At 62.2% G+C, this 21,898-nt stretch carries 19 protein-coding genes; 8 read left to right on the top strand and 11 right to left on the bottom strand.

The annotated features are described in order from the left end of the window. Positions 1 to 205: 205 nt before the first annotated feature. Positions 206 to 952 carry an SDR family oxidoreductase gene (locus tag BQ8482_RS06295; protein ID WP_123147424.1) on the bottom strand — a complete coding sequence of 249 codons (747 nt, stop codon included), beginning with the start codon at positions 950 to 952 and terminating at the stop codon, positions 206 to 208. A 13-nt stretch (positions 953 to 965) separates the two neighbouring features. On the opposite strand from BQ8482_RS06295, the gene BQ8482_RS06290 reads away from it, so the two are divergent. The 4 genes from BQ8482_RS06290 (at position 966) to edd (ending at position 5,343) form a co-directional block, all read left to right on the top strand. Further along, positions 966 to 1,262 (top strand): hypothetical protein, encoded by a 297-nt coding sequence (locus tag BQ8482_RS06290; protein ID WP_123146689.1) that lies wholly within the window; start codon positions 966 to 968, stop codon positions 1,260 to 1,262. Continuing rightward, entirely contained in the window at positions 1,259 to 2,728 is a 1,470-nt protein-coding gene (zwf, locus tag BQ8482_RS06285; RefSeq protein WP_123146688.1) for a glucose-6-phosphate dehydrogenase, read from the top strand. Before BQ8482_RS06290 ends, zwf begins: the two co-directional genes overlap by 4 nt. Beyond that, the gene (pgl, locus tag BQ8482_RS06280; RefSeq protein ID WP_123146687.1) at positions 2,710 to 3,426 is read left to right on the top strand and encodes a 6-phosphogluconolactonase; all 717 of its coding nucleotides are present in this window, start codon (positions 2,710 to 2,712) and stop codon (positions 3,424 to 3,426) included. Before zwf ends, pgl begins: the two co-directional genes overlap by 19 nt. Positions 3,427 to 3,498: 72 nt before the next feature. Further along, on the top strand, positions 3,499 to 5,343 hold the full coding sequence (gene edd / locus BQ8482_RS06275) for a phosphogluconate dehydratase (protein ID WP_123146686.1): 1,845 nt from the start codon (positions 3,499 to 3,501) through the stop codon (positions 5,341 to 5,343). 47 nt (positions 5,344 to 5,390) lie between these two features. Here the strand turns inward: edd and BQ8482_RS06270 are convergent, their stop codons facing one another. The 9 genes from BQ8482_RS06270 to BQ8482_RS06230 form a co-directional block, all read right to left on the bottom strand. Then, positions 5,391 to 7,052 carry a vWA domain-containing protein gene (locus tag BQ8482_RS06270; protein WP_123146685.1) on the bottom strand — a complete coding sequence of 554 codons (1,662 nt, stop codon included), beginning with the start codon at positions 7,050 to 7,052 and terminating at the stop codon, positions 5,391 to 5,393. Positions 7,053 to 7,169: 117 nt separating this feature from the next. Further along, positions 7,170 to 8,168 carry a GlxA family transcriptional regulator gene (locus BQ8482_RS06265; protein ID WP_123146684.1) on the bottom strand — a complete coding sequence of 333 codons (999 nt, stop codon included), beginning with the start codon at positions 8,166 to 8,168 and terminating at the stop codon, positions 7,170 to 7,172. 18 nt (positions 8,169 to 8,186) lie between these two features. Then, complete coding sequence (gene folD, locus BQ8482_RS06260; RefSeq protein ID WP_095491399.1) at positions 8,187 to 9,086, bottom strand: bifunctional methylenetetrahydrofolate dehydrogenase/methenyltetrahydrofolate cyclohydrolase FolD; 900 nt, start codon at positions 9,084 to 9,086, stop codon at positions 8,187 to 8,189. Positions 9,087 to 9,387: 301 nt separating this feature from the next. Beyond that, positions 9,388 to 10,137: a ribonuclease activity regulator RraA gene (locus BQ8482_RS06255; RefSeq protein ID WP_123146683.1), complete on the bottom strand. Its 750-nt coding sequence runs from the start codon at positions 10,135 to 10,137 to the stop codon at positions 9,388 to 9,390. 23 nt (positions 10,138 to 10,160) lie between these two features. Continuing rightward, entirely contained in the window at positions 10,161 to 11,324 is a 1,164-nt protein-coding gene (locus tag BQ8482_RS06250; RefSeq protein ID WP_123146682.1) for a mandelate racemase/muconate lactonizing enzyme family protein, read from the bottom strand. A 33-nt stretch (positions 11,325 to 11,357) separates the two neighbouring features. After that, entirely contained in the window at positions 11,358 to 12,455 is a 1,098-nt protein-coding gene (locus tag BQ8482_RS06245) for an ABC transporter ATP-binding protein (protein WP_123146681.1), read from the bottom strand. A 10-nt stretch (positions 12,456 to 12,465) separates the two neighbouring features. Then, positions 12,466 to 13,356 carry a carbohydrate ABC transporter permease gene (locus tag BQ8482_RS06240; RefSeq protein WP_123146680.1) on the bottom strand — a complete coding sequence of 297 codons (891 nt, stop codon included), beginning with the start codon at positions 13,354 to 13,356 and terminating at the stop codon, positions 12,466 to 12,468. Continuing rightward, positions 13,353 to 14,312, bottom strand: coding sequence for a carbohydrate ABC transporter permease (locus tag BQ8482_RS06235; protein WP_123146679.1), 960 nt, complete (start codon positions 14,310 to 14,312; stop codon positions 13,353 to 13,355). The genes BQ8482_RS06240 and BQ8482_RS06235 overlap by 4 nt, the downstream gene beginning before the upstream one ends. A 77-nt stretch (positions 14,313 to 14,389) precedes the next feature. Then, positions 14,390 to 15,868, bottom strand: coding sequence for an ABC transporter substrate-binding protein (locus BQ8482_RS06230; protein ID WP_123146678.1), 1,479 nt, complete (start codon positions 15,866 to 15,868; stop codon positions 14,390 to 14,392). 212 nt (positions 15,869 to 16,080) lie between these two features. Here BQ8482_RS06230 and BQ8482_RS06225 point away from each other — a divergent pair, with 212 nt between their 5' ends. The 4 genes from BQ8482_RS06225 to BQ8482_RS06210 all read left to right on the top strand — a co-directional run bounded on the left by BQ8482_RS06225 (position 16,081) and on the right by BQ8482_RS06210 (position 20,656). Next, positions 16,081 to 16,788, top strand: a complete 708-nt coding sequence (locus BQ8482_RS06225; RefSeq protein WP_027151244.1) for a GntR family transcriptional regulator — start codon at positions 16,081 to 16,083, stop codon at positions 16,786 to 16,788. A 59-nt stretch (positions 16,789 to 16,847) separates the two neighbouring features. Next, a complete protein-coding gene (locus BQ8482_RS06220; protein WP_123146677.1) occupies positions 16,848 to 18,014 on the top strand; it encodes a mandelate racemase/muconate lactonizing enzyme family protein in 1,167 nt (388 codons plus the stop codon). A gap of 63 nt (positions 18,015 to 18,077) precedes the next feature. After that, complete coding sequence (locus BQ8482_RS06215) at positions 18,078 to 19,439, top strand: mandelate racemase/muconate lactonizing enzyme family protein (protein ID WP_123146676.1); 1,362 nt, start codon at positions 18,078 to 18,080, stop codon at positions 19,437 to 19,439. Positions 19,440 to 19,456: 17 nt separating this feature from the next. Continuing rightward, entirely contained in the window at positions 19,457 to 20,656 is a 1,200-nt protein-coding gene (locus BQ8482_RS06210) for a mandelate racemase/muconate lactonizing enzyme family protein (protein WP_123146675.1), read from the top strand. A 362-nt stretch (positions 20,657 to 21,018) separates the two neighbouring features. Here the strand turns inward: BQ8482_RS06210 and BQ8482_RS06205 are convergent, their stop codons facing one another. Then, the gene (locus BQ8482_RS06205) at positions 21,019 to 21,306 is read right to left on the bottom strand and encodes a hypothetical protein (RefSeq protein ID WP_123146674.1); all 288 of its coding nucleotides are present in this window, start codon (positions 21,304 to 21,306) and stop codon (positions 21,019 to 21,021) included. Positions 21,307 to 21,898: the final 592 nt, after the last annotated feature.

Below are 21,898 nucleotides of genomic sequence, written 5' to 3'. Positions count from 1 at the left end.
TGAAGGTGCGCAGCGGTTTTGCGACAACGACATGCATAAAAACAAGAACCTAAAACGCGTCGCATGAGTCCATTCAAAGGCGACGCGCTTTAGGGGCCGGTCAGCCCATTCTTTGACGTTGCCCACGGCTCATTTGGCTGCCGCAATCAGCCGCCGGGGTGCGAAGAGCGATCAAGTCAAACTTGAACCGACAGCGCCGGACGGCTCAGATGCAACGTCCACCGTCGACTTCCAGCGCCACGCCGGTGATGAAAGCCGCCTCGTCCGAAGCCAGCCAGAGTGCCGCGTTGGCTATGTCGAGCGGCGTCGAAAGTCGGCCAAGCGGGATAGACGCGCGGAATTTCTCACGGATTTCGGGCGTGTCGGCGCCCATGAATTTTTCCAGCATGCCGGTCTCGCCGGCGACCGGGCAGAGGCAGTTGACGCGGATGTTCTTCGGCGCGAGCTCCACCGCCATGGATTTGGTCGCGGTGATCGCCCAGCCCTTCGACGCATTGTACCAGGTGAGGCCGGGCCGCGGCCTGATGCCGGCGGTCGAGGCCGTGGTCAGGATAACGCCGCCGCCTTGCCTATCCATGACCGGCACGACCGCCAGAGCGGCGTGGTAGATCGCCTTCATGTTGACGGCCGTGATCAGATCGAAGGTCGTCTCGTCGACCTCGAGCATATCGCCGTTGCGATGGGTGTAGCCGGCATTGTTGACCATGATGTCGATGCGGCCGAAGGCGCTCCTTGCGGCATAGACCATCTCGTCGAACTCGGAACGGGTCGAGACGTCCGTCTGGGTCCAGATCGCCGCCCGGCCGATCTCGTTGGCGACGCGTTCGGCGCCCTTGGCGTTGAGGTCGGCGACAACGACCTTGGCGCCCTCCTCGGCAAAACGCTTGGCGATACCCTCGCCGAAGCCTGACGCGGCACCGGTGACGATGGCAACTTTGTTTTCCAGGCGCATGGCTTTCTCACTCATGATTGAAGACGATCACTCGGGCAGCCGCCGGCAATGGCTGCCGAAAGATCAATATACCCTCGATTTCTCCTTTGGCTTTCGCCTCGATCCCGCTCTATGCTGCAACTGCGAAGGCCTCCCGGAACACGTTGCCGACAAGCCGCCGGGTTGCGCCAGTGTCAAGGGCATACCTCAGGACCAAATCGGTAAAACCCGATTGGCCTTGGGGTGTGACGCCATGGCACTGGAAAATCTAAATCGATTAGATTATATCGACCGCGTCACAGCGACCGGCGTCAAAGCGGACAGACCATGACCAGCCAGATCATTCCCGTCGACCCTTTCGACTTCATCATTTTCGGTGGTACCGGCGATCTGTCGGAACGCAAGCTTCTGCCGTCGCTGTATCACCGCCAGCGCGGCCATCAGTTTTCCGAACCGACGCGCATCATCGGCACCTCGCGCTCGAAAATGACCGACGAGGAATTCCAGGCGTTCGCCAGGCAAGCGATTTCCGACCATGTGAAGCCGGCCGATATCGACGCCACGGAGCTGAAGACGTTCCTTGCCCGGCTTTCCTACGTCTCGGCAGACGCAACGACCGGCGCGGGCTTCGACAAATTGAAGAAGGCGATCGGCGACAGCGAATGCATCCGTGCCTTCTACCTGGCGGTGGCGCCGGCGCTGTTCGGCGAGATCTCGCACAAGCTGAAAGAGAGCGGGCTGATCACGCCGAACTCGCGCATCGTGCTGGAGAAGCCGATCGGGCGCGATCTCGCCTCGGCGCGCGAGCTCAACGATCTGGTCGGCGACGATTTCCATGAAAGCCAGATCTTCCGCATCGATCACTATCTCGGCAAGGAGACGGTGCAGAACCTGATGGCGCTGCGCTTTGCCAACGCGCTCTACGAGCCGCTGTGGAATTCCGCCAATGTCGACCATGTGCAGATCACCGTGGCCGAGACCGTCGGCCTCGAAGACCGCGTCACCTACTACGACAAGGCCGGTGCGCTGCGCGACATGGTGCAGAACCACATGCTGCAGCTTCTCTGCCTCGTCGCCATGGAGGCGCCGTCGTCGATGGACGCCGATGCCGTGCGCGACGAAAAGCTAAAGGTGTTGCGCGCGCTGAAACGCATCAACGGCAACGAAGCGCCCAAGCACACGGTACGCGGCCAGTACCGTGCCGGGGCCTCGGCCGGCGGGCCGGTGAAAGGTTATGTCGAGGAGCTCGGCAAGAACAGCAACACCGAGACCTTCGTCGCGCTCAAGGCCGAAATCGGCAACTGGCGCTGGGCGGGCGTGCCGTTCTATCTCAGGACGGGCAAGCGGTTGGCGACCCGCGTCTCGGAGATCGTCATCGAATTCAAGCCGATCCCGCATTCGATCTTCGGCGAGAGCGCCGGGCCGATCTCGGCAAATCAGCTGGTCATCAGGCTGCAGCCCGACGAAGGCGTCAAGCAGTTCATCATGATCAAGGATCCGGGGCCTGGCGGCATGCGGCTGCGCCAGATCCCGCTCGACATGAGCTTCGCGCAATCCTTCGACGGCCGCGCGCCCGACGCCTATGAGCGACTGATCATGGACGTCATCCGTGGCAACCAGACGCTGTTCATGCGCCGCGACGAGGTCGAGGCGGCATGGAAATGGATCGACCCGATCCAGGACGCATGGGAAAGCGCCAGGCAGGAGGCGCAGGGCTATACGGCCGGCACATGGGGGCCTTCCGCCTCGATTGCGCTGATCGAACGCGACGGGCGGACATGGCACGAGAGCAATTGAACGGCGCCGCGTATAGCTGGCACGCGTTTGCCGAACGCCAGGACCTGGCGGCAGCACTTGCCGGCCACGTCGCAGGCCGCCTGACCAATGCAATCGCTGAGCGCGGCACGGCATTGCTCGCCGTTTCCGGCGGCACGACGCCGGCGAAATTTTTCGCATCGCTTTCGAGTATCCCGATCGCCTGGAACAAGGTCACGGTGACGCTGGTCGACGAGCGATGCGTGCCGGCCTCCTCTCCGCGCTCCAACGCCGGGCTGGTCGCTGCCAATCTTTTGCAAAACGCGGCCGCAGCCGCACGTTTCGTGCCGCTCTATCAGGAGGCAGCAAGCATCGGCGATCCGTTGGAGGCCGACAGCAGGATGTTGCGGTCGCTGCCATGGCCGCTCGATGTGGTCGTGCTTGGTATGGGAACCGATGGCCATACCGCGTCGTTTTTTCCTGACGCCGACAATCTGGAAAGACTGCTCGACCCGTCCTCGGAAAGGGTCGTGCTCCCGGTTCACGCGGCAAGCGCCGGCGAGCCGCGCCTGACGCTGTCGCTGGCGCGGATCGTCAGCGCCGGCTTCCTCGCACTGCACATCGAAGGTGAAGACAAGCGCAAGGCATTCGAAAGCGCGGTTGCCTCGGAACCGCGAAAACCCATTCGCGCCGTGCTCGACGCCGCCGAGAGGCCCGTAGAGGTTTTCTGGGCACCCTGATTTCAACTTGCCAGAGGTCCCGGCAGATAGCCGGACGGTGTTTGCGGGACCTCGCCTGAAAGGACCGACGCCATGACCGCAAGACACGACATCGAAGCCATCACCGAGCGCATCCGCCAACGCTCCAGACCGGGGCGCGAGGCCTATCTCGGCCGTATCGCCGAGGCCTCGAGCCGCACCGCCAACCGGGCCGTGCTGTCCTGCGGCAACCTCGCCCACGGCTTTGCCGTGTGCAGCCCTTCGGAAAAGCTGGCGCTGGGCGGCGATCGGGTGCCGAACCTCGGCATCATCACGTCCTATAACGACATGCTGTCGGCGCATCAGCCTTTCGAGACATTTCCAGCGCTGATCAAGGACGCGGCGCGCGGGGCCGGCGGCATTGCCCAGGTCGCCGGCGGCGTGCCGGCGATGTGCGACGGCGTCACCCAGGGCCAGTCCGGCATGGAGCTGTCGCTGTTCTCGCGCGACGTGATCGCCATGGCGGCGGCGATCGGCCTGTCGCACAACATGTTCGACGCCGCCGTCTATCTCGGCGTCTGCGACAAGATCGTGCCGGGGCTGGTGATCGCGGCGCTGACTTTTGGCCATCTGCCGGCGGTGTTCATCCCGGCCGGGCCGATGACGACGGGCCTGCCCAACGACGAGAAAGCCAAGGTCCGCCAGCTCTATGCCGAAGGCAAGGCAGGACGGGCCGAACTGCTCGAGGCCGAATCCAAATCCTATCACGGACCGGGAACCTGCACCTTCTATGGCACGGCGAACTCCAACCAGATGTTGATGGAGATTATGGGGCTGCACACGCCGGGCGCCTCCTTCGTCAACCCCGGCACGCCATTGCGCGACGCGCTGACCCGGGAGGCGACGAAGCGGGCGCTGGCGATCACCGCGCTCGGCAACGCCTACACGCCGGCTGGCCGGATGATCGACGAGCGCTCGATCGTCAACGGCATCGTCGGCCTGCACGCCACCGGCGGATCGACCAATCACACCATCCACCTGATCGCCATGGCGGCCGCGGCCGGCATCGCCATTAGCTGGCAGGATATTTCAGATCTTTCGGAAGCCGTGCCGCTGCTGGCGCGGGTCTATCCGAACGGCCTTGCCGACGTGAACCATTTCCACGCAGCCGGCGGGCTCGGCTTCCTGATCCGCGAACTGCTCGACGAGGGCATATTGCACGAGGACGTCCAGACGGTTTGGGGCGAAGGGCTGCGGCCTTATGCGGTCGAGGCCAAGCTCGGCGCCGATGGCGGCGTGGTGCGCGAGGCCTCGCCCCGCGAAAGCAGCGACGAGAAGGTGCTGGCGCCGTTCAAGAAGGCGTTCCAGCCGACGGGCGGGCTGAAAATGCTGTCAGGCAATCTCGGCCACGCCGTCATCAAGACTTCCGCCGTGAAACCGGAACGGCGCATCCTCGAGGCGCCGGCCAAGGTTTTCGACAGCCAGCAAGGGCTCAACGAGGCGTTCAAGGCCGGCACGTTGACCGGCGATTTCATCGCCGTCATCCGCTTCCAGGGCCCGAAAGCCAACGGCATGCCGGAGCTGCACAAGCTGACAACCGTGCTCGGCGTCCTGCAGGATCGCGGCCAGCATGTGGCGCTGGTCACCGACGGGCGCATGTCGGGCGCGAGCGGCAAAGTGCCGGCGGCGATCCATGTGACGCCGGAGGCGGTCGAGGACGGGCCGATCGCCAGGATCCATGAAGGCGACATCATCAGGCTCGACGCCGACGCCGGAACGCTGGAAGTGCTGGTGCCGGCAGGCGATTTCGCGCTGCGCCGAGCGGCGGACAGCGATCTCGTCGCCAATGAATTCGGCTTCGGCCGCGAGCTTTTCGCCGGGTTCCGGCAAATGGTAGGCCGTGCCGACCACGGCGCCAGCGCATTCGGAAACAACGTGGCGGAATTTGCGCTGCAGTGAAAAAGGGCGGCTCGTGGCCGCCCTTTTGCCGGTGTCGAACTGCGTCCCTACTGAACTGTCAGCTCGGCTCGCTCGCCGGCCTTGATGGTCACCGAGCTTTCCTTCGAGCTGTTGTCCAACATCTGGGAGACGATCGCGTAGTCGCCGGCCGGTAGCGCCGCCTGATATTTCTCGTCATAGGCGTAGCCGAGCGATTTGCGGTTGCCGTTGATATCCTTCTTCGGATCGAAGATCTCGATCTTCGAGGCCCCCGGCGCGGTGATCGCCAGCACGCCGGCATCGATGGCGATCTTCAGATCCTGATGCTCACCGGCCTTGACGCTGAACGGCTGCTCGACGACGGCAAGGTCGACCGTCGCCGTCAGCACATAGTCATCGGGCGGCAGATCGAACTTGCTGTCGGGACCATAGGCATGAGCCACCTCTTGCCTCGTCCCGTCGATCTTCTTTTTTGCCTTGAACACCCTGAAGCCGATGCCCGAACCGTCGGCCTTGTCGCCGCCGGCAGTGTAGTAGGCGTTGGCAACGACATGGCCGACGCCGACGATGATGCCCTTGTCGACGACCTTGCCGGCAGTGAGCGGGATGGTTTCGGTGACCTCGCCCTGCCCGATCCTGACCGTCACTTTCTGGTCGCCGGCCGGCAATACGACCTTCGTGTCGCCGTAATAGGTCGCGGGCGTATCGACGCCCGGATAGGCGATCACGACAGCCGCGCTATCGGCCACATCCGCGCCCTCGCTTGGCCGCGGATGAATGAGGAGCGTGCCGGCATTCAGCGTAAGGAGGGGTTTGTAGGCCTGGCCTGCCTCGACCGTGATCTTCTGTTCGGTCCTGGCCTCGCCATAGCGTGCGACAATCATGTAGTCGCCCGGCTGCAGATTGCCTTTGTAGGCGCCGTATTCGGTGGTGACGTAGTCGCCGCGCGTGCCGTCGGACTTTGCCTTATAGATCTCCCAGGAATTGCCGTCGGTGACGGGATCGCCGCTCTCGGCTAGCACCACGACGGGCATGAAGTTGAATTCCGGCTTTTCCGGCTCGGGGGCCGGCTGCGGCGCAGGCGCAGGTTCGGGCGCTGGTGCAGGTGCGGCGGCGATGGTTTCGACCAGCGCATCCTGCAGCGCCTTCTCATCGGACGCCTGGATGTATTTGCCGCCGGTGTTGTCGGCGAGGCAAGCAACCTGCCTGCCCTGGTCAGCGCTCAGACCGAAGCCGACGACGTCTACGGTGAACTCGACGCCGGCAGCCTTCAGTTCCTTGCCGAGCGCACACGGATCGCCATTGCAGGTTTCGAGCCCGTCGGTGATCAGGATGACGGTGGCCTTGTCCTCGGTGTATTTCAGCGCCTCGGCCGCTTGGCTTACGGCTGATGTCAGCGGCGTCTTGCCGAGGAATTTCAGGCTGTCGGCGGCAGCGGAAACAGCGGCTGCCGAGCCGGCCTGCGGCGGCACCATGAGCTCGATATCCTCGCAACTGCCCTTCTCGCGATGGCCATAGGCCATGAAGCCGATTTCCTTGTCGGCGGGGACCGATTGCAGCACCGTTCGCAGCGATTCGCGGGCGATTTCGAGCTTCGGCTTGCCGTCGATCTGCGCCCACATCGAGCCGGAGGCGTCGAGAACGATGACGACACGGTCGGCGGCAAGGCCGAGTGTCGTCATCCCCAACAGGAGGGCCGCCGCAGCGACGCTCCGTGCAAGTCCCGCCATGAAAATCTCCCCTCAGTCGCTGCCGGCTGGCGTGGGGAAGCTATTTGACGCCGCGTCAGGACACAAGCCCGGGCGTCGGGCGTGGGAGGGTTGGCCACAACCCTTGAGCCAAACCACTCAGTACGTCGTGCGCCGCTCTTCGGAAGGCGGCCGGCCGAACTGCAGCCGATAGCTCTGGGCAAAATAGGAGTGCGAGGTGAAGCCGGTGGCGATCGCCACGTCGAGGATCGGCATGTTGGTCTGGCGCAGCAATTCGCGCGCCCGCTCGAGCCTGAGCCGCATGTAGTAGCGGCCGGGCGTCACCGTGAGGTGACGCAGGAACAGGCGCTCGACCTGGCGCACCGACAGGCCGGCCGACTTGGCGAGCTGCACCGCCGACAGCGGCTCGTCGAGATGATCGGCCATCAGCTCGACGATGCGGCGCAGCTTTTCCGATTTGCCGGTCAGGTCGCGCTCAGGACCGACGCGCTGGCGGTCTCCGGCGGAGCGGATGCGCTCGTGCTGGAACTGGTTGGCGACGCCGTTGGCGAGGCCCGAGCCGAAATCGCCGCGCACGATCTCCAGCATCAGGTCGATCGAGGTGGTGCCGCCGGCGCAGGTGTAGCGTTTGCGGTCGATCTCGAAGACATTGCCGGTGCAGTTGATGTCGGGAAACCGCTCGACGAAGCCGGCGCGGTTTTCCCAGTGGATGGTGCAGCGATAGCCTTCGAGCTGGCCTGCCTCGGCGAGCAGATAGGAGCCGACCGACAGTGCGCCGAGCGCGTTGCCGCGCCGGCCCCAGCTGCGCAGCGCCGCCAGCACCTTGCTCTTGCCGGGAAACTCCGTCGTCAGCCCGACCGAGACGAAAAGGATATCGACCGGCGGCAGATCGGCGACAGCGTAGTCGATCTTGAGCGGCAGGCCGTTGGAGGCCATGACGGCATCGCCGTCGGCCGACACCGTCGTCCAGCCATAGAAGTCGTGGCCGAGCAGCCGGTTCGCCGACCGGAACGTGTCGATTGCGGCGGCCAGCGAGAACATGGAAAACTTGTCGACCAGCAGGAACCCGAACTGCCGGCCGCCGTGAACGGGATCGTTCGTGACCAGCCGCTCTGAGGGAACAGTGAGGTTCGGCAAAGCTGAGGCTTTCCAGGTTCAGAAAGACGGCCGTTTCAATCCGGCCGCGAGATAGGCGGAAGCTAGCGTGTTGGCCATCAGCATTGCAATGGTCATCGGTCCGACGCCGCCAGGCACCGGCGTAATGGCGCCGGCCGTCTTCGCCGCTTCCGCATAGGCGACGTCGCCGACGAGGCGGGTCTTGCCTTCGCCCTTCTCAGGCGCCGCGATGCGGTTGATGCCGACGTCGATGACGGTGGCGCCTGATTTGACCCAGTCACCCCTGACCATTTCAGGCCTGCCGACAGCGGCAACGAGAATGTCGGCGGTGCGCGCCAGTGCAGCCAAGTCCTTCGTGCGGCTATGCGCGATGGTGACAGTGCAGTTGGCGGCGAGCAGAAGATTGGCCATCGGTTTGCCGACAATGTTGGAGCGGCCGACGACCACCGCATTGAGCCCGGAAAGATCCTTGCCGCGCACACGCTCGATCAGCAGCATCGAGCCGGCCGGCGTACAAGGCACGAACGCCGTCTCCAGTTCGCCGGTGCCGAGCTTGCCGACATTGATGAAGTGGAAGCCGTCGACATCCTTTTGCGGCGCTATTGCCTGGATGACCTTGCCCGCATCGACATGGCCAGGCAGCGGAAGCTGCACCAGGATGCCGTTGATGCCGGGATCGGCGTTGAGTTCGCCGATGATATCAAGCAGTTCCTGTTCGGAGGTCTCGGCCGGCAGCGTGTGCTGGACCGAATGAAAGCCGCATTCCTTGGCGGTGCGGGATTTGGAGGCGACATAAACCTGGCTCGCCGGATCCTCGCCGACGATGACCACGGCAAGACCGGGCTTGTGCGCGCGCTTTTCCATCAGTTCGATCGTCAAGGCCTTGACGCGCCGCACCACGTCTTCGGCGACGCTCTTTCCGTCAATCAACTCGGCCATGAACCACCCTCGACATCGTTCTGCTTCGGGCGGCATTTTCACGAAAACCCGACCGGGCAACCCCGTCAAAGCGCCGTCTTATGCCGCTAACTCGAAACCGATGGCTTTTATTCTATTCGGCGCTCAGAAATAGCGCCGCGATCGGCTTTCGGTGAGTTCGCGAACCGCTTCGCGGAATTCGCGCAGGCTGGCTCGGATTTCCTCGATGGAGGCTGGGTGTTTTCGCTCGCCTATTTCATCGCGCTGGCCAACACGCTGTCCATCGCCGATTTCGGCATGTTCGCCACCGCGTCGGCGGCCGCTAACTTGGGTTCTTCACGCGGTTTGTTTTGCGCCACTCCTCGTACTCCCCGCGGGCATCGTCATGCAGCGGATAATAGCGTTGCAACGGCGCACCCTCCATGAGCTTCACTCGTGAGAACTCCTCCCAATCGTGATGCTTTTGTGATTCTTCGATCACCTTTGCGGCCATTGCGACGGGAAGCACCACCACCCCGTCGTCGTCGGCGACGATGATGTCGCCGGGGATCACCGTGACACCGCCGCAGGCAATCGGAACGTTGACGGCATTGGGATAGATGCTGGTTTGCACATGATAATTTGGCGTCCAGCCGCGCAGCCATAGGGGCAGATCGAGCTTTTCAACATTAGGCCGGTCGCGCATGCATCCATCGATGACGATGCCCGCCCCGCCCCTGCCTTTGAAATACGTCGACATCATATCGCCGAAGACGCCCGAACTCATGTCGCCGCGCGCGTCGACCACGACCACATCGCCCTCCTGCGCGTGGTAGAGCACGTGCCGGTGCAGTTGCGTCTCTGGATCGGCATATTCTCCCTCGGTGAAGAGGTCCGGCCGCTGCGGCATGAACTGCAGCGTCAGCGCCGGCCCGACGATCGACTTCCCGTGGTTCTGCGCCACCGGTCCCACCATATGCGGATTGCGGAAGCCCATGTGGCCAAGCGTGCCGGCAACCGTCGCGGCGCCGATCTCCCGGAGCGCGTCGATCAGGTCTTTAGGCGGCCGCGTGATGTCGGAAATATGCGTCATTATGGACTCCGGTTGAAAGGGAACTACCAGTTTGTCACAGAACCGTCGCGGCGCTTAAGGTGAGGCGCTTCCCAGAAACGCAAACTCTGCGCCTGGACCGCCTCCTCGTTGACCTCGACGCCGAGCCCCGGCAGATCGCCGACCGGATAGTTGGTCCCGTCGAGCCGTGGTTGCACGGGGAAGAAGTCGGAATTGTCGAAGCCCAGCTTTGTTTCGGGTTCCCTGGTCTCGAGCCACGCGAAGTTGGCTACCGCGGCGGCGAGATGCACGGTCGCGGCCGTGCACACCGGACCAAGGGGATTGTGCGGCATCAGGTCGACGTAGTGCGCTTCGCTCCAGCCAGCGACTTTCATCGCCTCGGTGAACCCGCCGACATTGCAAATATCCAGCCGGTTGAACTGATGGATGCCGCGCTCGATGTAGGGCAGGAACTGCCACTTGCTGGCAAATTCCTCGCCGATGGCAAAGGGGATGTCGGTCATCGTACGCAGAGATTCGTAGGCCTCCGGTGTCTCGTCCCGTATCGGCTCCTCGAGGAAATCAAGCACGCCGCGGCCGAGCTTGTTGCAGAAGCTCGCCGCCTCGGCCACCGACAACCGATGATGATAGTCGATGCCGAGGACAACGTCGTCGCCCAGCGCCTTGCGCGCCTTGTTTAGCATACTCGCGGTAGCGCCGATCGACTCGCGCGGCTCGAAGATGTCCCTGCTGTTTTGCCCGACGGGGAAGAAGCGGATCGCCTGCCACCCCTGTGCGCGTAGTTCGCGGGCTCGTTCGATGGCAACATCGCCCTCGGCCTCGTCCCCGGTCGAGGCGAAGGTGGGGATGCGGTCGCGCTGCTTGCCGCCTAGCAGGTCGTAGACCGGCACCCCCAGCGCTTTGCCCTTGATGTCGTGAAGGGCGATGTCGATGGCGGAAATCGCCGCCTGCAGAACTCGCCCGCCCTCAAAGTACTGGCTGCGATAAACCTCCTGCCAGATCCGACCAATCTGCATCGGGTCGCGGCCGATGAGAAATTCGCGATAGTGCTCGACCGCACCGGCCACCGCTTTCTCGCGACCGCTCAAGCCGCTCTCGCCCCAGCCGAAGATGTCCTGGTCGGTCTCGACCTTGACGAGCATCTGGTTGCGCGTTCCTACCCACACGGGATATGGCTTGATCGCGGTGATCTTAAGCTTCTCAGTCATCCGCGCCCACGCTCCAAACGCATCCGCCCTGTCTCAGTTGGCCTTGAGGGCCATTTCGGTTTCGCCGTCGAACAGATGCATCCGCTCCTGGTCGAACTCGAGCCAGATCTGTTCATCGGGCCCGACGGCAATGTTCGGCGGCACGCTGACGTTGACGATGGCGCCGGACAGGAACGCCTGCACGAAGGTGACGTCTCCGGTTGGTTCCACCGTAAAGGCCTTGGCCGGAATGGCACCGGGGACCGCGCTGTTGTGCAGCTTGATCGTCGAGTGCCGCGCTCCGAGCACGACCTTCTTGGTCGTCGCCCTCTGGACCTTGCGCGCGTTGAGTTGCGACAGCTCGAGGCTCCAGCCTTCCGCGCTGGTCAACACAGTGTTGCCGTTTGCCGTCGATGCCTGCAGCGGAATAAGGCTCATCGCCGGGCTGCCTATGAAGCTGGCGACGAACATGTTGACGGGATGGGCGAAAACCTGCGCCGGCGAATCGTATTGCTGCAGATAGCCGCCGTTCATCACCGCCATCCTGTCTGCCATGGTCACGGCCTCGAGCTGGTCGTGCGTTACATAGATGATCGTCGCCTTCAGGTCCTGATGGAACCGCTTTATTTCGGACCGCATCTGCACGCGCAGTTTGGCATCTAGGTTAGAGAGCGGCTCATCCATCAGGAACACAGCGGGGTCGCGGACGAGGGCACGGCCCAGGGCCACACGTTGCTGCTGCCCGCCCGAAAGTTCGCGCGGCTTGCGCTCGAGCAGGTGCGTCATGCCGAGCACTCGCGCCGCTTCCTTGACCTTCTTGTCAATCTCGTCCCTGGGGAGTTTGCGCATCTGCAACGGGAACGCCAGGTTCTTGTAAACCGACTTCTGCGGGTAGAGCGCGTAGTTCTGGAACACCATTGCAATGTCCCGGTCCTTGGGGTCGAGGTCATTGACCACCCGGTCGCCGATGACGATGTCGCCCGATGTGATCGGGATCAGCCCCGCGACGAGATTGAGCGTGGTTGTCTTGCCGCAGCCTGAAGGGCCGACGAGCGCAACGAATTCGCCGTCATTGACCGTCAGCGAAACGTCGTTGACGGCTTTGAAGCTGCCGTAGGTCTTGACGAGATCTTTGAGGACCACGTGGGCCATCGGCAACTCCCTAATGCTTGACCGCGCCTTCTGTGAGGGCGCGTACGAAGTATCGTTGCAGGACGAGGAACAGCACCACGACGGGCACGCTCATCATAAAGCTGGCCGCCATCAGGCCCGGAAAGTCCGTCGTATTTTCCGAGAAGAAGCGCTGGATGCCGACCGGCAGTGTCAGCTGTTCGTTCTTGGAGAGGAAGGTGTAGGCGTAGATGTACTCGTTCCACGCGCCGATGAAGGAATAGATCGCGGTGGCGATGATTCCCGGCGTCGAGAGCGGCATCACGATCATGATGAAGGCCTGGAACCGCGTTGCGCCATCGATGCGCGCCGCCTGCTCGAGCTGCACCGGGATATTGTCGTAAAAGCCCTTGAGCAGCCAGATCGCCAGCGGCAGGCCGAAGGTGAGATAGGTGAGAATCAGCGAGCCATGCGTGTTCACTAGCCCCAGCACGCGCATCAGGATGAAGAGCGGCACGAGAAAGATCACCGCCGGGAACATGTTGCGCAGCAGCACGGCGAAGAACAGGAAGTTGCGGCCGGGGAAACTGAAGCGCGAAAACGCATAGGCCGCAGGGACAGCCACGATCACCGAAAGGATTGTCGTGACGGTCGAGACGAAAAGGCTGTTCCAGAAGAAGCGGAGGAAGTCCTGACCGACGCTGTTCTGCGGATCGAGCAGCTTTTGATAGCTGGCGAGGGTAGGCTGGTCCGGCCACCATTGCGGCGGGAATTGCATCGCCGCGAACCCGGACTTGATCGAAGTGATCAGCATCCAGATCATCGGCAACGCGGTGTAAAGCAGCATGAACACGAGGAAGATGCGCCCGGCCCACCGCCATCCGTCGACGCGCATGCGGCGCCGGGTCTGACCTCGAGGGGCTGTCTCGGCAATCGTGCTCATGCGCTTCCTTCTTTCCGCTCGTTGCCGCTTAGCGCACGGACGTAGAAGTAGCCCAGCGTCATCAGGATGAGGAACAGGAGCACCGAATAGGCCGATGCCACGCCCCAGAGCTGTCGGCCGAAGGCGAGCTCATAAATATGGGTGATCCAGATATGCGATGCGTTCGACGGCCCGCCGCCGGTCATGATCCAGGGGATGATGAAGGAATTGAAGTTGGCCACCGCGAGAAGCAGGATCGTCACTGTCGAGACGTTGCGCAAATGCGGGAAGGTGACGTGCCAGAAGCGCTGCCATGCACTGGCCCCGTCAACTCTTGCGGCGCTCAGCAACTGTTCGGGGACTGTCTGCAGGCCGGCCATCATCATGATCATGGCAAACGGAAACTCGCGCCAGATATTGACGACGATCAGGGAGGGCAGCACCGTGCTGACGCTGTCGATGAAATTCGGCGGCCGGTCGGCCAATCCGAGACCGACCAGCACTGCGCCGATGATCCCGAAGTCCGAATGGTAGATCCACCTCCAGATATAGGAGGCGGCGACCGCGCTGATGACCCAGGGAATGATCAGGATAGCGCGCAGGACACCACGGCCGATAAAATCGCGGTGGAGCGCCAGCGCGGCGGCAAACCCCAGGACAAAGGAGATGAGGGTGGATCCCAGTGTCCAGATCAGAGTGTTCCAGGTGACTTTCCAGAACACGTGACTGGCGAGGATGGTAGTGTAGTTGTCGAAGCCGATAAAAGTCTTGTCGCGGAGCTGCAGGCCAGGTGGCGTCTTAAAGAACGACAGCTCGATCGTGTAGTAGATCGGATAGGCGATGACGATGAGCATCACGACGATCGCGGGAAGCACGTACGCGTAGTCGGCGCGATGCTCCCATATCTTCCGCAGCACGCCGGACCTGCCGGGTTGCAATCTTCGGCGAGCCTCGGCCTTGCCGGTCACGATCGTCACTGTGGCGTGCCCTCGTTCTTCGGAACGAACCGGCTGCACTATCGGCGCAGCCGGCCAGATCGCAGGTCAGGCTTGGACTAGAGTCCGCCCATCAGGTCTTTTACCCTCTGGGCCGCGTCGTCCGCTGCCTGGTCGACGGTCATCGCTCCGGTCAGGGCATTCTGCAGCATGTCCGGGACGATGATGTTCATGATCTCGGGGGACTGCGGCAGCGCTGGGAACGGGATGCCGTATGGCAGCATCGAGGTCGTGACATCGAGGAACTCGATGTTGTCTAGGCGTTCCTTCATCCATTTGGTCTTGAAGCCGTTAAGGTTGCCCGGGTTCGAGCCGGCGTAGGCCATCTTCAGCGACCATTCAGGGCTCGTCCACATGCAGATGATAGCCTTTGCAGCCGGCTCGTCTACCTTGCCGCCCTCGACATATTCGGGCTTCAGGATGTGAATGTTCGAGCCGCCGAACACGACGGCGCGCTTGCCGTCGGGGCCAGTCGGAATCAGGCCGTAGCGCATGTTGTCGATGACGGTCTGCGCCTTGTCCTTGTCGGTGCCCGTCGCCTTCTTCTGCAGGTCGAGCATCACGTCGTAGTCGGACGGGTGCGAGATCATCATGCCGAGCTGGCCGGCGACGAACAGGGGCTGGTTATCGGCCTGCTGGTTGGTGAGTGCCGAAACCGGAACCGACTTGTCGCGAACATACATATCGTACGAGGCTTGCAGCGCCGCCTTGCTCTGCGGGCTATCGAGCTCGACCTCCTTATAGGTCGGGTTCGCGGTGGCTTCGTCGAAGACGCCGCCGCCATAGGCCCATAGCTGTGGCATGAAACGGTACGGCGTATTGCCGGCATTCTTGCGAGCCACGAGGCCGTAGCCGGCAATGCCGAGCTTGTCGTGGATCTGCTTGGAATATTTGACGACGTCGTCCCAGGTTGCCGGCGGCTTGTCCGGATCGAGGCCCGCCCGCTTGAAGATGTCGGCGTTCCAGATGAACGCCATCGTCTCGTTGTTGGTCGGAATGCCGTAGGTTACGCCCTCCCAGGTTACGGCCTTCATGGCGCCGGGCCAGAAATCCTCGGTCGAATAGCCGACATCCTCGGGTTTGAGCGGCTCCAGATAGCCCTTTGAGGCGAACTCGGTACCACCCAGGATTTGCAGGCGGACCGCCATCGGCGCGGCATTGCCCAGGAGCGCCGTGCGGAACTTGTCAAGAAGGTCGTTATAGGTGAGGGCTTGTTCCTCGAGCTGGATGTTCGGATAGGTCTTGCGGAAGGTCTCGAAGAAATCTTTGTAGTACTGGCGCAAAAGGTCGGGGTCGCCCTCGAACACGCCCTGATACCAGAAAGTCAGTCGCCCCTTGTAGTCGAGGGGGGTGACCTTGGCGCAATCGGCCGCCGTGTCAAAATCCTGTGTGCCCGCAATGGAGCGCACATATTCCGGCGACCACTTGCTGAGGTCGACCGGCGGCGCTCCCAGCGCCGATGTGGACATCAGCGATGCCATCAAAGCAGTGGCGACAGTGCCGCGCAGGACCGCACTGCCGAGCGTAATCCTCGTCATAGGTATCCTCCCTGGTTCTCCATGCCGCCCTGCGCCGAGGCAAAGCGGTCTAGCTCGTTCGACCGCGGGACGCCTTTCTGTTCTATGTATCCCTTCGATCATTTTGTACGTTTTCAGATCATGGATTGCCTGTCAACGCGCTGGATCGTACATTGTTTGTGAAAACCGTGTGTGATATCGGGCAGGGTATGTATTGATCAGGGGAGCCGGCCTTGGCCGAAATAGATGATTTTAAAGCCATGCCACCGGTGGAGACTGACCCCATGGCCTCCAGCGAGGGCGCCTCGCTTTATGAACTGATCAGGGAAGACATCATTGAGGGACGGCTCGCCGCCAACGAACGGCTTGTGGTCACCGATCTCGCCCGGCGTCACGGCACCTCGACCAACCCCGTGCGCGAGGCCCTGCAGCTCTTGCGCGGGGAGGGTTTTGTCACCTTTCTTCCCAACCGCGGGGCGCGCGTCCGACCCATAGATCAGGATTTTGTCCGGGATATCTATGAAATCGGTGTTCTGATCGAGCCGGCCCTGACGCGATGGTTTGTGAATATGGCGACCGGCGAGGACATCGCCGAACTCGAACGTCTCCAAGGCCTGATTGAAGAGAACAACTTTGCCGACACATTCAGGCACAGCGAGCTTGATACCGCTTTCCACACTGTCATGTACCAGCGGCATTATAACCGCCATGCCGCCGAACTTTGGTGGAAGCATCGCGAAGTGCTACGAGCAGTGAGCCGGCGTTTCAATTTCACGCTCGCGCGGCGTGCCGCGATCATTCGCGAGCACCGCGAACTCATCGCGCACGTAAAAGCGGGAGAAGCCGACAAGGCGGCCGAACTCGTCTCCCGCCATGTCGAGGGTTCCGGCCGGCATATCCTCGAACAGATGCGTGCGCGCAACGCCGCTCGGGCCGGATAGGAACGAAGATCCAGTCTCGAACATCGTTAGCCCTGATGATTTCAGATAAAGGAATTGAGATGAAAATCACGAGCATTCGGCCGTGGCTGATCAAGTCCGATGCTTCTTATTGGGGAGAGTTCCTGTTCGTCGAAGTGACGACCAATGAGGGGGTGAGTGGCTGGGGAGAGATCACCACCACTACAAGGCTCGCCAACCGCGCTCTCTGCACGATCCTGCGGCAGATCGGTGTGGCCGTGACAGGCGAGGATCCAGCGCGTATCGAGCATCTCTGGCACAAGATTTTTCGCAGCTTCACCTACATGGGCAGCCGCGGCGCCGCCGTCGAATGCGTGAGCGCCATCGATATAGCCCTCTGGGACATCCGCGGCAAAGTCCTCGGCAAGCCGATTTACGAGCTGCTGGGCGGACCAGTACGCGATGAAATCGCGCTCTACACCCATCCCAACCAGGCCAAATTTACCAGCAAGGAGGCTGTGGTCCGCGAAATTCTGGACATCGTCGAGTCCGGACATACTGCGCTCAAGTTCGATCCTTACCCCCACCAGGGCCGCAGCGCCGATGGCCAGCCCCGCGAACAGCGAGACGGCTACCTCGATGGCAGCATGACCCGCAAGGACGAGCGCGAAGCCGCCGAACTCACGGCTCTGATCCGCGAAACGGCGGGGCCCGATGTCGACATCCTCATCGATGCGCATGGCCGCTTCGACGTTCCCACCGCCATTCGCCTCTGTCGTAGCCTCGAGGAAGCCGGCCAGATCGACTGGTTTGAGGAGCCCTGCCCGCCCGAGAGCCTCAACGCCCTCAAGCAGGTGCGTGAAAAGGTCAGTGCCGCCATCTCGTGGGGCGAGCGCGGCCACACGAAGTGGGATTTCGTGCCGGTACTCGAGAACAGGCTCGCTGACTACATCATGCCGGACGTCACCTGGACCGGCGGCATTACCGAACTCAAGAAGATTTCTGCCCTATGCGAAGCTTACTACGTCCCGGTCTCGCCACATGACGCCGCGGGACCGATCAACGTGGTTGCGGGAGCGCAGGTGATGATGACCGTTCCTAACTTCTACAAGCTCGAAACGTCGGAGTGGAACCTGGGCAAATACGATCACCTGATCGACAGACCACTCGACGTCTCGAACGGCAGCCTCAAGCTGACGTCGAGGCCTGGTCTCGGTATTGAGATGAACCGCGACTACCTGCAGGCCCATGAGATTGAGCTGGGCTAGCAACGCTCTATGCCGGCCCGGCGGGCGGGCGACAAGCCCCATCCACCAGAACGAGGATAAGTCATGGCAAAGACGGGTGGCGCCGACGAGGCGCTCAATCGGGTGAACGCGAACTCTAAGCCATCCCAGCTTCGCATCACCGACATGCGGGTAGCCGAAATCGTCGGCGCGCCGTTCACCTCAACCCTGCTCAAGATTTACACCAACCAGGGCATCGTCGGGCTTGGCGAGGTGCGCGACGGCGCCAGCGCCACCTACGCGCTGATGCTGAAGAGCCGACTGCTTGGCGAGAACCCCTGCAACATCGATCGCCTGTTTCGCCGGATCAAGCAGTTCGGCGGGCACGGCCGGCAAGGCGGCGGCGTCTCGGCGATCGAAATCGCGTTGTGGGATCTCGCCGGCAAGGCCTATGACGTGCCCATCTACCAGATGCTAGGCGGCCGGTTTCGGGAGAAGGTGCGCCTCTATTGCGATACCGACGCTACCGTGCCAAGCGGCACCGAGACCGGCAAGCGCCTCAAGCAGCGCATGGCGCTCGGCTTCACGTTCCTCAAGATGGATCTGGGGCTGATGCAGATCGCGGATGTACCCGGTGCAGTCGTGGCCCCTGCCGGCTCACTTGAAGGGTACCGCGTCCACCCCGGCCGCGGCCCGGTCAAGACTCTTGAAGAGCGACGCGCCCGCAACGCCGCCTACGATTTGCATAACGTCCCCCACCCATTTACCGGTCTCCACTTTTCCGACAAGGGCCTCGACTTGCTTGAGCAGTACATTGCCGAGGTTCGCGAAATTATCGGCATGGATATTCCGCTCGCCATCGACCACGTCGGCCACATCTCACTGCAGAACGGTATTCGCCTCGCCAGGCGGATTGAAAAATATGTGCCAGCCTGGCTCGAGGATGTGATCCCATGGCAGTACACCGAGCAGTACCGACAACTGCAGGACGCCACCACGGTGCCGATCTGCACCGGCGAGGACATCTACCTCAAGGAGGGCTTCGAACCTCTGCTCAAGAGCGGCGGCCTATCCGTTATCCACCCAGACCTGCTCACCAGCGGGGGCATCCTCGAGACCAAGAAGATCGGCGACATGGCGCAGGACCACGGCGTCGCTATGGCGATCCATATGGCAGAAAGTCCAATCGCCGCAATGGCCGCGGCACATGTCGCGACCGCGACCGAAAACTTCATGGCGCTCGAATACCATTCTGCCGATGTCGACTGGTGGGACGATATCGTCATCGGCTTTCCCAAGCCGCTCGTGAAGGACGGCTTTATCACTGTTCCCGACAAGCCGGGCCTGGGGATTGACGACGTCGTCGACGAGGTGATCTCGCGGCATCTGCAGCCGGGTGTCACCGGCATCTGGCAGCCCACGGATCACTGGGACAACGAGTATTCCTGGGATCGCACCTGGAGCTGAGGCGAAAAGAACCGAACATGAATATCACCGATCTCCGCTGTGCCGTCATCGGCAGGCACCCCATCGTTCGCGTCGTCACCGACGAGGGCCTCTATGGCCTCGGCGAGGTCGAGTACACCAAGCCCTACCTCAAGCCCTGGGTCCTGCATTTTCGCGAGGCGCTGATCGGCGAGGACCCGACCGACGTCGAGCGCGTGATGCTGAAGATCCGCCAACGCGGCTCTTTCAAGCCCTATGGCGCGGCGGTAAGCGCTATCGAGCATGCGCTGTGGGACATTGCCGGCAAGGCCGCAGGCGTGCCGGCCTACAAACTGCTCGGCGGCAAGGTGCGCGACAAGGTGCGCGTCTACAACGGCTCGATCCGCCAGAAGCGCACGGGCGACCGGCCGGAGGATTACGCCGCTGACGTCAAATGGATGATGGAGCAGCCGCAGAACTTCTTCATGATCAAGCAAGGAATCTCGTTCCACTCCAACATGAAGGACACCATTGAGGGCTTCCATTACGGCGTGACGCAGAAGAAGGCCGGCTATCACGGCGCCATGGATCAAGGCGTGATCAGCGAGCGCGGTTTCAATCACATGCTCGACTGCGTGATCGCGATGAAGGAAGTGCTGGGCGACAAGGTCAGCCTGGCGCTCGACTGCGGCCCGGGCTGGATGCTGCCCGATGCGATCAAGTTTGCTCGCGCGGTCGAGAAGTACAATTTGATGTGGCTCGAGGACATGCTGACCGGCGACTATGTGCCGTGGGTCAATCCGCAGGCCTATCGGGAGCTGACCACCTCTACCTCGACGCCAATCCATACCGGCGAGCAGATCTACCTGCGCCATAATTTCAAGGAGCTGATCGAAACGCAGGCGGTGCGTATCATCGGTCCGGACCCGGCCGATGTCGGTGGCATCGCCGAGCTGAAATGGGTAGCCGAGCACGCCCATATGCACTCGATCCTGATGGCGCCGCACGGCACGGCGAACGGCCTGCTCGGCCTCGGCGCGTTGATCAATGTCTGCGCCACCTTGCCCGCCAACTACATCGCCTTCGAATACCCGAGCGCCTCCGACCCCTGGTGGGAGGACCTCGTAATCGGCCTGCCGTCGCAGATCGTGAAGGACAGCATGGTGGACCTGCTGGAAGCGCCGGGGCTGGGCCTCGATATCGACGCCGAAGCAGCCAGGAAGTATCTCGGGGAAGAGGATGCGGGCTTCTTCGACTGAACTATCCTTGTTGCCCCATCCCGCGCAGCGGGTTCGTTCTCCGGGATGATGGGGCTAGAAAGCCGACCTTTTCATCCAGGGTAGTGCCGACCGCTTTGCGCCAGAAGCTGGCCTCCGTGATTTCATGTCCAAATATCGCGTTTCAGATCGGATACCTGAGGAACGCCGTTGGCGAGGGTAGCGACGGCATCGACAACGATGGACATAGCGAAGTCGACATCGACACAGGGCGGCTTCGGCCGCCCCTGCCCCACGTTTGATGGCAACGGATGACGTTCAGGGCTCTGTAGCACGGCGGCGACGAGCCCGACACGATGTCGCAGGCGAATCCACGCGACGGGCACCAAGGGCCGTCTCCGACTCTATGTTCCCTTCACGATTCTCGGCTTAATTGGTCGGCGGGATTGAGCCGCACTCTCAAGGGCCAAGGCCAGCCGCTTCTCGTCTTCGATGGCGCGATCGACTGCCTCGATTTCCTCTTGGAGCTCCTTTAGCTCAGCTCCGTAGCTGGAGCCGTCGCTGTCCCCGATCTGAAAGCCACTTGCCCGCATTGCGTCGCGGGTATGGTGCACGTTACGGACTCCTTCGCGTCGAGTCGCGACCAGGATTTCCCTGAACTCTCCAAGACGTTCAACGTGATTGCGAGTCATTGCGTTCTCCTATTTCGTCGTCATCGGCGCTGACGGCGATTCAGCACGGCTAAAACTTACGGCGCAGAAGGTTTAAGCGACTCTAAGAGATACGCTCGACAAAGCATGAATGCGGAAGCTCAAATTTGACCGTCTTGCAATATAGTGGAGCGCGGCAGGAGGAAATTGGCTTGGGACCCGACCGATCACCGACCAGGTGCTAGACTCTTCGGCCAAGCGCGTCTGCTGCTCGGCGCGCTTGCTGGTCCATCCAGCTGCCGATTCTGGATCGCGAGGGTCCGTTTCTGAGCGCACAGCGACGCTGGTCTCAATGTCCGATAAGGGGCGCATTTCTGACATTTAGACAACGTCACCAATGTACTTTGTCTGAATAATAAGAATGGACCTGATGGTCGGCCGGCCTTCGTGGCAACCGCCGGTCCCGATCCGCGCCATTTCCGAAGAGGCGGACAGCGCGACGGTTCGCCACCTCGGCTGAAGTGCAGCGAGCCATCGGCTTCAATTCCGACGTGCTGGTTGTCTGGCAGCAGGAGGCAGACGCCCGTCCGCGGGCGTTGCAGCCCAGTTCGATGCCGCGTCTGGTCCACGACGG

The sequence above is a fragment of the Mesorhizobium delmotii genome (genome assembly GCF_900149755.1).
Classification (GTDB): Bacteria; Pseudomonadota; Alphaproteobacteria; order Rhizobiales; family Rhizobiaceae; genus Mesorhizobium; species Mesorhizobium delmotii.
The sequence above is the reverse complement of the archived record's forward strand: the minus strand, read 5'-3'. Positions and strand labels throughout refer to the sequence as shown.

Excerpts from the sequence above, each read along its gene's own strand:
- BQ8482_RS06295 (WP_123147424.1), bottom strand. The coding sequence starts at position 952 with ATGCGCCTGGAAAACAAAGTTGCCATCGTCACCGGTGCCGCGTCAGGC.
- BQ8482_RS06290 (WP_123146689.1), top strand. The coding sequence starts at position 966 with ATGATTGAAGACGATCACTCGGGCAGCCGCCGGCAATGGCTGCCGAAA.
- zwf (WP_123146688.1), top strand. The coding sequence starts at position 1,259 with ATGACCAGCCAGATCATTCCCGTCGACCCTTTCGACTTCATCATTTTC.
- pgl (WP_123146687.1), top strand. The coding sequence starts at position 2,710 with ATGGCACGAGAGCAATTGAACGGCGCCGCGTATAGCTGGCACGCGTTT.
- edd (WP_123146686.1), top strand. The coding sequence starts at position 3,499 with ATGACCGCAAGACACGACATCGAAGCCATCACCGAGCGCATCCGCCAA.
- BQ8482_RS06270 (WP_123146685.1), bottom strand. The coding sequence starts at position 7,052 with ATGGCGGGACTTGCACGGAGCGTCGCTGCGGCGGCCCTCCTGTTGGGG.
- folD (WP_095491399.1), bottom strand. The coding sequence starts at position 9,086 with ATGGCCGAGTTGATTGACGGAAAGAGCGTCGCCGAAGACGTGGTGCGG.
- BQ8482_RS06255 (WP_123146683.1), bottom strand. The coding sequence starts at position 10,137 with ATGACGCATATTTCCGACATCACGCGGCCGCCTAAAGACCTGATCGAC.
- BQ8482_RS06250 (WP_123146682.1), bottom strand. The coding sequence starts at position 11,324 with ATGACTGAGAAGCTTAAGATCACCGCGATCAAGCCATATCCCGTGTGG.
- BQ8482_RS06245 (WP_123146681.1), bottom strand. The coding sequence starts at position 12,455 with ATGGCCCACGTGGTCCTCAAAGATCTCGTCAAGACCTACGGCAGCTTC.
- BQ8482_RS06240 (WP_123146680.1), bottom strand. The coding sequence starts at position 13,356 with ATGAGCACGATTGCCGAGACAGCCCCTCGAGGTCAGACCCGGCGCCGC.
- BQ8482_RS06230 (WP_123146678.1), bottom strand. The coding sequence starts at position 15,868 with ATGACGAGGATTACGCTCGGCAGTGCGGTCCTGCGCGGCACTGTCGCC.
- BQ8482_RS06220 (WP_123146677.1), top strand. The coding sequence starts at position 16,848 with ATGAAAATCACGAGCATTCGGCCGTGGCTGATCAAGTCCGATGCTTCT.
- BQ8482_RS06215 (WP_123146676.1), top strand. The coding sequence starts at position 18,078 with ATGGCAAAGACGGGTGGCGCCGACGAGGCGCTCAATCGGGTGAACGCG.
- BQ8482_RS06210 (WP_123146675.1), top strand. The coding sequence starts at position 19,457 with ATGAATATCACCGATCTCCGCTGTGCCGTCATCGGCAGGCACCCCATC.
- BQ8482_RS06205 (WP_123146674.1), bottom strand. The coding sequence starts at position 21,306 with ATGACTCGCAATCACGTTGAACGTCTTGGAGAGTTCAGGGAAATCCTG.